The 9,109-nt window shown below is 63.2% G+C and carries 9 protein-coding genes; 4 read left to right on the top strand and 5 right to left on the bottom strand.

The annotated features are described in order from the left end of the window. Positions 1-160: 160 nt before the first annotated feature. The 4 genes from M0D66_RS36105 to M0D66_RS36090 all read right to left on the bottom strand — a co-directional run bounded on the left by M0D66_RS36105 (position 161) and on the right by M0D66_RS36090 (position 5,085). Positions 161-1,396, bottom strand: coding sequence for a multifunctional CCA addition/repair protein (locus M0D66_RS36105; RefSeq protein WP_266212754.1), 1,236 nt, complete (start codon positions 1,394-1,396; stop codon positions 161-163). After that, positions 1,393-2,046: a glutathione S-transferase family protein gene (locus M0D66_RS36100; protein WP_211706178.1), complete on the bottom strand. Its 654-nt coding sequence runs from the start codon at positions 2,044-2,046 to the stop codon at positions 1,393-1,395. The genes M0D66_RS36105 and M0D66_RS36100 overlap by 4 nt, the downstream gene beginning before the upstream one ends. Positions 2,047-2,078: 32 nt before the next feature. Next, a complete protein-coding gene (locus M0D66_RS36095; protein WP_093640994.1) occupies positions 2,079-3,032 on the bottom strand; it encodes a complex I NDUFA9 subunit family protein in 954 nt (317 codons plus the stop codon). An 85-nt stretch (positions 3,033-3,117) separates the two neighbouring features. Next, a complete protein-coding gene (locus M0D66_RS36090) occupies positions 3,118-5,085 on the bottom strand; it encodes a lytic transglycosylase domain-containing protein (RefSeq protein ID WP_093640991.1) in 1,968 nt (655 codons plus the stop codon). A 77-nt stretch (positions 5,086-5,162) separates the two neighbouring features. Here M0D66_RS36090 and M0D66_RS36085 point away from each other — a divergent pair, with 77 nt between their 5' ends. After that, positions 5,163-5,705 (top strand): 5-formyltetrahydrofolate cyclo-ligase, encoded by a 543-nt coding sequence (locus M0D66_RS36085; protein ID WP_266212753.1) that lies wholly within the window; start codon positions 5,163-5,165, stop codon positions 5,703-5,705. 58 nt (positions 5,706-5,763) lie between these two features. Here the strand turns inward: M0D66_RS36085 and M0D66_RS36080 are convergent, their stop codons facing one another. Then, entirely contained in the window at positions 5,764-6,276 is a 513-nt protein-coding gene (locus M0D66_RS36080; protein WP_179734916.1) for a winged helix DNA-binding protein, read from the bottom strand. Positions 6,277-6,483: 207 nt separating this feature from the next. Here M0D66_RS36080 and pxpB point away from each other — a divergent pair, with 207 nt between their 5' ends. Genes pxpB through pxpA form a run of 3 tightly spaced genes read left to right on the top strand, consistent with a single transcriptional unit; the run spans position 6,484 to position 8,958 of the window. Further along, entirely contained in the window at positions 6,484-7,137 is a 654-nt protein-coding gene (gene pxpB / locus M0D66_RS36075; RefSeq protein WP_266212752.1) for a 5-oxoprolinase subunit PxpB, read from the top strand. Then, positions 7,134-8,186, top strand: coding sequence for a biotin-dependent carboxyltransferase family protein (locus tag M0D66_RS36070; protein ID WP_093640985.1), 1,053 nt, complete (start codon positions 7,134-7,136; stop codon positions 8,184-8,186). Before pxpB ends, M0D66_RS36070 begins: the two co-directional genes overlap by 4 nt. A 19-nt stretch (positions 8,187-8,205) precedes the next feature. Next, entirely contained in the window at positions 8,206-8,958 is a 753-nt protein-coding gene (pxpA, locus tag M0D66_RS36065) for a 5-oxoprolinase subunit PxpA (protein ID WP_093640982.1), read from the top strand. Positions 8,959-9,109: the final 151 nt, after the last annotated feature.

Below are 9,109 nucleotides of genomic sequence, written 5' to 3'. Positions count from 1 at the left end.
CTTATCTTTCTTTGCGGCGGCAAAGAAAGTAAGTGCCGCCCCGCACAGGGGCAACGCTAATAGACCACTAACAATTCAAGGAAAGGCACGAAAGCCAGAACAAGGAAAGGCCAACCCCCCAAGAACACTGACGAACAAGCGCCGCACAGGCAAAAAAACCTCAAACAACAAGAGCCCCTTCAACAGCGCGAACGCGCTCCTGATGCACTGCATCCTTAATCCCCGCAGGCGAGTCAACGAGCCGCTTAGCCACGGCACCAGCATCCACCCCCCGCGCAGCAACAAGCGCAACCCGCAGCCGCTCAGCCTGCGGATACTCCCGCATCTCAAACCCAAGCCGCCCACGCGCATCCGCCTCGCAAGCCTGCAAGGCTTCAGCAAACCGCCCAGGTTTCCGAATCGCATCGCTGCGCTCGAGCAGCCTCACCAACGCGGCTGCCCCCATCTCCATCACGCGATGAATATTCCCGTGCTCCCGCGCGACCAGCAGCGCCAGATCGCGGCATTCATTCGGCACCCGCAGCCGCTCGCATAAAGGCTTCAGCAAATCCACGCTGCGCCCCTCATGCCCGATATGCCGCGGCAATACGTCGTCCGGCGTCGTCGCTTTGCCCAGATCATGCGTGAGCGCCGCAAACCGCACCGGCAACGCGTAACCCTGCTGCGCGGCATGGTCGACCACCATCATTACGTGCACGCCCGTATCCACTTCGGGATGATAGTCAGCCCGCTGCGGTACGCCGAACAATGCATCGATCTCCGGCAGAATCCGCGCCAAAGCGCCGCATTCCCGCAGCACTTCGAACATGCGCGACGGCTTCTTCTCCATCAATCCGCGCGACACCTCCTGCCATACGCGCTCGGCGACCAGTGCATCGACCTCACCCTCGGCCACCATCTTGCGCATCAGCGCCATCGTCTCCGGAGCCACCGTGAAATCGACGAAACGCGCCGCAAATCGCGCAATCCGCAAAATCCGCACAGGGTCTTCCAGAAACGCATCGCTGACGTGACGAAACAGCCGCGCCTGCAAATCGCCCCGGCCGTTGAACGGGTCGATCACCGGGCCGGTCAGTTCGCCGTCCGGGCGCATTTCGCGCGCCATCGCGTTGATTGTCAGGTCGCGGCGCGCGAGGTCCTCTTCGAGTGTGACGTCCGGCGCGTAGAAGAACTGGAAGCCGTGATAGCCCGCGGCCGTCTTGCGTTCGGTGCGCGCAAGCGCGTACTCCTCGTGCGTCTGCGGATGCAGAAACACCGGGAAATCCTTGCCCACCGGACGATAGCCCTGCGCCACCATCTGCTCGGGCGTCGCGCCCACCACCACGTAGTCCCGGTCCTGCACGGGTACGCCCAGCAACTCGTCGCGGATCGCACCGCCTACTGCGTAGATATTCATGGGCATACGTCTTGGTACGGAATGGCATGCGTTTCGCGCAGCGCGTCGTCGATCCACGAATTCACCGCCGGCAACGCCGTCACGCGACGAACATAAGCCGCGGCAGCCTCGGAGAGCGCCGGTTGCCACGTGTTGAAGCGCATCACGACGGGTGCGTACATCGCGTCAGCAATGCTGAACTCGCCGAACAGGAAAGGACCGCCGTAGGTATCGAGACACCTGCTCCAGATCGCGTCGATACGCGCAATGTCGGCCAGTGCGCCCGGTGTGGCGTTCTTACCCGGAAACGACGCGCGAATGTTCATCCACATGTTCGAGCGCAATTCGCCGAAGCCCGAATGCATCTCGGCGCTGATGCTGCGCGCGTGACTGCGCGCCGCCGGGTCGCGCGGCCACAGCGCATGCTGCGGGAAGCGCTCAGCCAGTGTCTCGGCGATCGCCAGCGAATCCCAGGTGGCCAATCCATCTTCGCCGATCAGGCACGGCAACTTGCCCGGACCGGTCGGCGCATACGCCAGAATCGCGGACTTCGTGCCGGCTTCATTCAGATGAATCAGCACCTCTTCAAATGGAATGCCGAAATGTTTGACCAGCAACCACGGACGCATCGACCATGACGAGTAGTTCTTGTCACCGATAAGCAGCTTCATGCCTGGTATAAAAGGTAGAGATTAGAAAAGGTTCAACGCCCCGCGCTCGCGCGAAACGTGTCGAAGCGCGAACGCGACGACGCGCCGGTCAGATACACGGGCGCGATCGTTTCGATGCTGGCGGGTTCGATGCCGAGTTCAGGCGCAAGCGGTCCGGTCAACACGTTGTCGACTTTCATCGAATCGAGATTGTCGCGCGAAATCACCGGTTCGCCCGGCGCCATTTCAAACGTCAACGCCTGCAAGCGCGCCAGCGCCTCCGGCAGGCGAATGATTCGCGCATGCCGGCCGATCACGTCGCCGCAATACTTGACGAGGTCTTCGAGCGTATAGACGGTCGGCCCGCCCAGCTCGTAGGTATGGCCGCTCGCCGCGTCGAGATCGAGCACGTTGCAGATCGCTTTTGCCACGTCGCCGACGTACACCGGCTGGAATTTTGCGTCCGGCATCGCAAGCGGAATCACCGGGAACATCCGCTGCAGGAACGCGAACTTGTTGAGCAGTTGGTCTTCAGGACCGAACACCACGGACGGACGGAAAATCGTCCACGCCAGATTCGCCGCATGCACGGCCTTTTCCCCGTCGCCCTTCGAGCGCGAATACATGCTCGGCCCGTTCGAGTCGGCGCCGAGCGAGCTGATATGAATCAGCCGATGCACGCCCTTGCCTTCGCAAGCCGCAACGATTTTGGTCGGCAATTCGACATGCGCGCGGGCGAACTCCGGGCCATAAGGCGTGCCACGTTTGCCATGCAGCGTGGCAACGAGGTTGATCACGCAATCGGCGCCCTCGACGAAACGCGCAAGCTGAACCGGATCGAACACGTCAGCTTCGATCACGTCGATGGGGAGCAGGGTGAGATGGCGGGCGTTGTAGCGCCGCCGGGTGGCGATGCGCACGTCTTTGCCCATTTCAACCAGAGCATTGACGAGATGGCTGCCGATAAAACCGGAACCGCCGATGACCGCAACGGCTTGATGTCGCATTTTCGACTCCCTGGTGGAAGCCGCGGCAACGGCTGGCGTGGCGCACCGCCGCATCAGAAAACCTGACGCGGCGGCGGCACGGCGCTTACGGTGCGATATAACCCAGACGCGCCTTCAGCGATTGCGGACGGCCTTCGAACAATGCCGCGTAGTAGACCGTGTTGGACAACACATTCTTGACGTAGTCGCGCGTTTCCTGGAACGGAATCGCCTCGGCGAAGATCGCGCCTTCAACCGGATGCTGCAACGATTGCCGCCAGTTGCGCGGACGGCCGGGACCGGCGTTATAACCGGCGGTGGCCAGCACAGCAGACCCGTCGAACTGATTGTAGATCATGGACAGGTAGTTCGTGCCGAGCAGGATGTTGGTGTTGATATCGTTCATCTGCTCGCGCGAAATCGGGCCGAGGCCGATTTTCTTCGCCACCAGTTGCGCGGTGCCCGGCATCAGTTGCATCAGACCGCTCGCGCCAACTTCCGAGCGAGCGTTCATGATGAAACGCGATTCCTGGCGAATCAGCCCGTATGCCCATTCGACGTCGAGTCCATTCGACTGCGCATCGCGCTCAACGATATCCTTGAACGGCGACAAATAACGCAGCGAGAAATCGTGCTCGCTCTTCGTGCGGTCCGCCGTGTTCACGGTCCGGTCATACAACTCGATGCGGCGCGCGTATTCGGCCACAGCGATCAGCTGCCGGTCGCTCATATTGCGCAGCGGCCAGTTCCATTCGCGATTGCCCTCGAGCCGCAGATTCAGCGCGTAGAAGCGCTGCGCCAGATCGAGACCCGGCGTGTTGCCGGCCTGTTGGATTTCGGCGTCGGTCACGGTGGTTTTCGGCGGCACGGTGATCTTCTGGCCGAGCTCTTCCGCAGCCAGTTGGCCGTAGAAGTTGAAGCCCTGCGAGATCGACTCGAATTCCTGGTTGGCCGTGGTTGTGTCGCCAGCCTGCTTGAGCGCACGGGCATGCCAGTACACCCACGACGGCTGATTGCGCAGCGCCGCCGGCATCTGTTCGATCGACCAGCGCACCATGGTCCAGTCGCCGGCGAGCAGCGCGGTGCGGGTGCGCCATTCGTACGCCGGGTTCGACAGCGGCGCATTCGCCGAGAGCCGGTACCAGTCGACCGCGCTCGGCATCTGCTTGGCGGCGGCCTGATAGGCAATCGTGCCCCAGCCGATTGCGCGCTCGGGCGAGCTCAACGACGGCGCGACCGAGGCGAAAGTGGCCGCGGCCATGGCCGGATCGTTGCGCGCCATGCGCGTGATCGCGAGCAACGCGAGTTGATGCGATTGCGTATCCGGACCGACGCCGCGCGCCAGCAACAACGGCGGCGTACTCGTGGCCTGGCCGAACAGCACCGGATCGGGCGGCTGGTTGCTAAGCGCATCGACGAGCTTGCTGCCCGTGCTCGTGTAGTTCTGTTCGTACGCGAGGCGGATCTGTTGCCACACGTCGTCGGAACTGAATTGCTGATTGACCGCGAGCGCGGTGATCAGATCGACGCAGCCGTCGCCGTACGACTTCGGGTCGACGAGCAGCGCACGCGCCGCGTCGGCGACGTTTTCACCCCGCGCGGCACGCGACTCGAGCGCGTAGCACTTAACCTGCGTATCGTCGTTCAGCACGAAACGCGCGTATTGCTGATCGAAGTTACGCCAGTCGTGACGTGCGCCGAGCACCGTGAGGTAGTCGTTGCGCATGCGGTCGGCGATGGCCTGGCCGTCGTACTTCTGCAGGAACGACAGCACCGGCGCATCCGGCGCGTCAATGCGCGCGTGACCGCTGGAATCGAACAATTGCGGCTTGAGCTGGAAGTACTCCAGATACGAAGGCGCTGGATAGTTCGGGATCATGCTCGCCAGTTGCGCTGCGCGCGCCGCGTCATTATTGCGGGCGGCTTCGCGAAGCTGGACGAAGGTCTGGTCGTCGTTCGTGAGTTGCGAAAGGGGAATGGGCTTGACGGCGGAGGCCGTGCTGCACGCGACGAGTGCCGCAGCGGCAAGCGCCAGACCGGCCGCGCGATATACTCGATAGAGGCGTATTGACATCGTTGTTTCTGGAGCGCGAATTGAACCCAAGCATAGCATGCAACCCTGTCGCAGAATCGAAAAAGGCGCTGCGTCGAATGCTATTGGAAGCAAGGCTACAAGCGGCTTCCGAGCCGGCGCACAACGCCGCGCTCAACCGTCGCGTTCTCGATGCGTTGAAACACTACGGCGTGAGCAGTGTGGGGTTCTATTGGCCGCTGGCGGGCGAATTCGACGCGCGCGCCGCGATTGCGATCTGGCTCGCGGCCGACTCGCAACGCGAGGCGGGTTTGCCGATCGTCAAGGAACGCGGCGCGCCGCTCGAATTTCACGCATGGGCGCCGGATATGGCGATGAAGATCGGCCATCATAAGATTGCCGAGCCTACTTCGGGGCGCGTGGTGGTTCCCGATCTGCTGTTCGTGCCGTGCGTGGGCTTCGACGCCGACGGCTTCCGGCTCGGTTACGGCGGTGGCTACTACGATCGCACGCTGGCCGCATGGCCGGGACCGAAGAAGCCGGTCACGGTCGGCATTGCCTATGAAGCATGCCGCACGGACGCATTGCAGCGCGAGGCTCACGACATCCCGCTCGATCTGATCGTGACGGAAGCCGGTCTCTATCCACAGCCGGCGGATTAAGCGTTTGAAGAGCGCCCTGCGAGGCGCCCCCTTCAATAACTACCGAGGCAGAACCCTGTTATAAAGACGCCGCCGCCCGTGCGGCCGTGTCGTACAGCCCGGACGCATTGCGCATCAATTGCGCCGCCTCGCCAATCTGTTCGTTGGTCAGGCCGCTTTCCTTCAGCGTCGAAATCAGGCAACTCTCGCGCACTTCACGGTATTTCAGACAAAGCGCGCGGCCCGCATCGGTCGCCGAGAAGAACACTTCCTTGCCGGTCTTTTCGCTTTTTACATACCCTCTAGCTACGAGCTTCTTCAACGCGTAAGTGGCAACGTGCGTGTCTTCGATGTTCAGCACGAAGCAGATGTCCGCCAGCTTCTTGCGCCGCTCGCGATGACTGACGTGATGCAGCAACGAGACTTCAATCGCGGTCATGTCCTTTTCGCCCGCCGCCGACATGCAGCGCACCATCCATCGGTTGAATGCGTTGCCCGCCATGATCAGTGCGTACTCCAGTTCGGACAGCTCCGCGCTGGTGTCGGACACGAGATGTTCCGAGGAAACGATCTTGGTGGGGTGGCGCGACATGGTGAAAATTCTCGAGAAACAGGATGGGAAAGTGTCAGGAGTGTACGACGAGCCACCCATTCCGGGGAGCCTGGCGAAAACGCTTATAGATAAATTGTTGATATTTTATTGATAATGTACGCTTCATACATCGTGGACCCGATGCCGATAACCAGGTATAGGGTCCGATATGTTCGACATTCCGGACTCAACCTGGGCCATTAAGCGATGAGCCAACCAAGAATCTTCCCGCTCGGCGACGCCGCGCTTGTCTGCGAGGCGCCGCCGCCTGCCACGCTGGACTGCCAGCGGCGCGTGTGGACTGCCGCCGAGGCCGCGCGCGACTGGCCGCACGTGCTCGAGGTTGTGCCGGGTATGAACAATCTGACGCTCGTATTCGATTCGCTCGAAGCCGATCGCGAAGCGCTGGTGAGCCTTCTGCAGGCAGCCTGGAATGCGGTGAGCGACGTGCCCGCGGCCGGCCGTGAAGTCGAAATCCCCGTGCAATACGGCGGTGAGTTCGGCCCCGACCTGCAAGTGGTCGCCAATCACACCGGCCTGAGCGTGCGCGAGGTCGTGCAACGTCACGCGGATGGCGAGTACGTGGTGTTCTTCCTCGGTTTTCAGCCGGGCTTCGCCTATATGGGCGGGCTCGACACAGCGCTGCACACGCCGCGCCGTTCATCGCCGCGGCTGGAAGTGCCGGCCGGTTCGGTCGGTATCGGCGGTGAGCAGACCGGCATTTATCCGGCGACCTCCCCCGGTGGCTGGCAGTTGATCGGCCGCACCGAACTGCCGCTGTTCGATCCATCTCGCCGTCCGCCCACGCTGCTGCAACCGGGCGACCGGGTGCGCTTTACCGTCGCGGGGATACACGCATGATCGATGTGATTCGCGCGGGTCTGCTGACCACGATTCAGGATCTTGGCCGTCACGGCTACCGGCACCTCGGTGTCGCGATGGGTGGCGCGCTCGACCGTCTGTCGCTCGAAGTCGGCAACCGGCTGGTAGGCAACCGGCCCGATGCGGCCGGCCTGGAAATTACCTTCGGACCGACCGTGCTGCGCTTTCTGCGCGCCACACGCGTGGCCATCACCGGCACCGAATTCGGCGCAACGCTCGACGGCAAGCCGGTCTATTCATGGTGGAGCCTGCCGGTTCAGGCAGGCCAGGAGCTGGTTCTGCAAGCGGCCAAGCGCGGCATGCGCGGCTATGTCTGCATCGCGGGCGGCATCGACGTGTTGCCGATGCTCGGTTCGCGCAGCACCGATCTCGCCGGCCATTTCGGCGGACTCGGCGGCCGGGCGTTGCGCGACGGCGACCGTCTGCCGGTCGGCGCGCCGCCGCAACGCGGCCACCTCGGCTTTACCCCCGAAGCGCCGGAGTTCGGCGTGAAGGCGCCCGCCTGGTGCAAGTTCGTGCTGGTTCACGAACCGCTGCGGCGCGGCCGGCATCCGTCAGGCGTGCCATGGGCGGTGCCGATCCGCGTGCTGCAAGGCCCGGAATACGATAGCTTCACTGAAGAAGCGCACGAATCGTTCTGGTCCGATGAATGGCTGGTCACACCGAACAGCAACCGCATGGGCTACCGCCTCGCCGGCACGGAACTGAAGCGCACCCGGAAAAACGATCTGCTCTCGCACGCGGTGCTGCCTGGCACGATTCAGGTCCCGCCGAACGGCCAGCCGATCGTGCTGATGAGCGATGCGCAGACCACGGGCGGCTATCCGAAGATCGGCGCTGTGATCCAGGCCGATCTATGGAAGCTCGCGCAGGTTCGCCTGAACGCCGCCATCCGTTTCATCCCGACGACGCCCTATGAGGCACGCCAGGCTTTGCTGGAAGAACGCACGTACTTGCGGCAGATCGACGCCGCGATTGCCATGCACGAAGAACGTTGCGCGCGCCAGCCGGCGGTCGCAGCGCTGTAACACTAAGTAGGGGAACACCATGGAAATCGATTTGAACGCCGATCTCGGCGAAGGCTGCGGTTCCGACGAGGCGCTGCTCGACCTCGTCAGCTCGGCCAACATCGCGTGCGGCTGGCACGCGGGCGGCGCCAACGCTATGCGCGACTGCGTGCGCTGGGCGGTGCAAAAGGGTGTGTCGATCGGCGCGCATCCGAGCTTTAACGATCCTGAGAATTTTGGCCGCAAGGAAATGGATCTGCCGGCCAACGATATCTACGCGGGCGTGCTGTATCAGCTCGGCGCCCTGTCGGCGATCGCGCAGGCCGAGGGCGGGCGCATCGCGCACGTTAAGCCGCACGGTGCGCTGTACAACCAGGCCGCGCGCGACGCGAAGATCGCCGATGCGATCGTCTCGGCGGTTCACGATTTCGACCCGTCGGTGGCGGTGTTCGCGCTCGCCAACAGCGGACTCGTGACGGCTGCCCGGGCAGCCGGCCTGACTGCCATCGAAGAAGTATTCGCCGACCGCGGTTATCGCGCCGACGGCTCGCTCGTACCGCGCAAGGAGCCGGGCGCGCTGCTCGACGACGAAGACGTGGTGCTGGAGCGCACGCTCGCGATGGTGCGCGAGCGCCGCGTGCAAGCCGTCGACGGACACTGGGTGCCGCTCAACGCCCAAACCATCTGCCTGCACGGCGACGGTCCGCACGCATTGGCGTTCGCGCGGCGCATCCGCAGCGCGCTGGAGGACGCGGGCATTGACGTTCACGCGGCCGGCGCCGCGAGCGTCTGATCCGCGCGTCAATCGGCGCGAGCCAGACAGCGCGATTCAACTGTTGCCCAACCCCGAACGCCCCGCTCCGTGCGGGGCGTTTGCCAGGTACACGACGACGCATTGCAGTACCCGCAGTGGAACAGCAAACAAGCAGCAAATGCAGGTGCAG

It is taken from the genome of Paraburkholderia sp. SECH2 (assembly GCF_030464795.1).
GTDB classification, from domain to species: Bacteria; Pseudomonadota; Gammaproteobacteria; order Burkholderiales; family Burkholderiaceae; genus Paraburkholderia; species Paraburkholderia aspalathi.
This window is presented reverse-complemented; position numbering and strand designations above follow the sequence as displayed.